At 67.0% G+C, this 1978-nt stretch carries 3 protein-coding genes; all 3 read left to right on the top strand.

Going from position 1 to position 1978, the window contains the following annotated elements; all coding sequences use genetic code 11:
• The coding region (locus ACZ4Z5_RS33320; protein ID WP_468270022.1) for a hypothetical protein at nt 1-366 on the top strand (366 nt) is incomplete at its 5' end.
• Nucleotides 367-378: 12 nt separating this feature from the next.
• A complete protein-coding gene (locus tag ACZ4Z5_RS33315) occupies nt 379-1164 on the top strand; it encodes a hypothetical protein (RefSeq protein WP_468270020.1) in 786 nt (261 codons plus the stop codon).
• A partial coding sequence (locus tag ACZ4Z5_RS33310) for a hypothetical protein (protein WP_468270018.1) occupies nt 1161-1978 on the top strand: 818 nt, incomplete at its 3' end. The genes ACZ4Z5_RS33315 and ACZ4Z5_RS33310, both read left to right, overlap by 4 nt.

Genomic DNA, 1978 nt, shown 5'->3' with positions numbered 1-1978 from the left:
AGACGTGAAGACCGCGGCCGCCGCCCTGCGCCGCCAACTCGAAGGGAAATGATCACCATGAATCTGGTCGCGCTGGCCGTGACGCTCGCGGACAAAGGCGATGGGAAAGGGCTGATTCCGGGCGCCAAGCCGACCCCGATCCCGGGAGTGGACAACACCGTCTCCCAGCTGTTCGGCTACGGCCTCTGGCTGCTCGCCCTGGCCGGCGCCGCCGCGGTGGGCTTCGGCGTCTACAAGCTCGCCGTCTCGGACAAGTCCCGGAACGGCGGCGGATCGGAACCGTTCAAGTGGATGGGCGGCGGCATCGCCGCGCTGCTCCTCGCGGGCTCGCTGATCACCATCATCAACGGCATCGCGGCGGGCTGATCGGTGGCGGCGATGACCAGGTCGCAGAAGGCCATGATGTGGGGCGCCAGCGGCGTAGCCGCCGTGATGCTCGGCCTCACCGGATACCTCGCCTTCAGCGGCGACGAGGAAAACACCGCAGCCCCGGGCAAGAAGAACGACGGTACCGTCACAGCGGCACCCTCCGCGCCGGCATCGGGCTACGCCCCGCCGGATGACTGGACCGAGCCGCAGCGGTGGGCATCGCTTCCTCGAGGAGCCCGCACCGACAGGCAGGGCAACCCGGTCGGCTTCCCGCACAGCACCGAGGGTGCCGTGGCCATGCTGGTGGCCGGCAACTCGACCGCTGTCGAGGGCGACCGCAGCATGGTCGACGAGCAGCTCGGGAACTTCGAGTCCTACTTGGCCGCGGCCGACCGGACCCCGGAGACCGCCAAGAAGGTCGAGCTCAGGGCTGGCCAGGCAGACAAGAAGCTCAGGCGCGAGCTGGGTCTGCCGGCCGACGGAGACATGCCGTCGGGGGCGTACGTCCGCAACCACGTGGTCGGCTTCAAGGTCATCAAGCAGTCGAAGGACGAGGTCAGCATGTGGCTGCTGTCCCGAGCGACGATGAAGGCGGGGGAGATCGACAAGGAGCAGGGCGGCTACACCCGGCTTCTGATGGCCGCCAAGTGGGAGATGGGCGACTGGAAGCTGTCCGGTGAAGCACTCACCCACGCGCTGCAGGAGACCCGCGGCAAGGACAAGCCGGCGATGGTCGCACCGGGCGACGCCAAGTTCAACGACGCCGGATGGACCGCCATCCGGGAGGCCTCGTGAGGCGTGTCGTCGCCCTGCTTCTTGCACTGACCGCCACCTTCTGCGTCTACTCGGCGCCGCCTGCGGCCGCCGACGGGCCAATCAGTCAAGGCATCGACGCCATGTGCGAGATCAATATGGGCCCCCTCGGTGGCGCCATCGTGGATGCCATAGCCGGTGAGGACGTGTGCGACAAGATCGGCGACACCGGAGAGAAGATCGTCAAAGAGGAGTGGAACAAGGTCAAGGACTCCGTACTCGGCGCCGTCCTGAAGTCCGCTGAGGACGTAGCCAAATACGCGCTGAAGAAGACCTTCACCGTGGCCCTGAACGGCCCCTCCCTCGACCTTGCGGCGACCGGCTTGTTCGGACGGGACGCCACACTCTCCGGCATGCTCGTGTGGCTGGGCTGGGTGATCGCCACGTTCGGCCTGATGTGGCAGCTAGGGAAGATGGCCGTCACCGGGCAGATGAAATACGCGGGCCAAGCCCTGGTGGGCTGGGTACAGAACGCTCTGTTGACCGGCATCGGCGTCACGATTGTTGTCGCGCTCCTGGAACTGGGCGACGCGCTGACCGCAGGGTTGGTGGATGCCACCTTCGACGACGACGGCCTGGCCGTCGAACGGATCATCGCGGTGCTGCTGCCGCAGGCCATCGCAAACCCGGCCTTCATGGGCGGCATCCTGATCGTGCTGCTCCTGATCGGCTTCATTCAGATGGTGCTGGTCTTCCTCCGCCAGTCCGCCATTCCGATCCAGTGCATGCTGCTGCCCATCGCGGGTGCTGGCCGGGTCGGTGGCGAGGCCACTCGCCAGTGGGCACCGCGGCTGAT

It is taken from the genome of Streptomyces sp. NPDC030222 (assembly GCF_055573115.1).
Note: the sequence above shows the minus strand (reverse complement) of the source record. Positions and strands in the feature narration are given on the sequence as shown.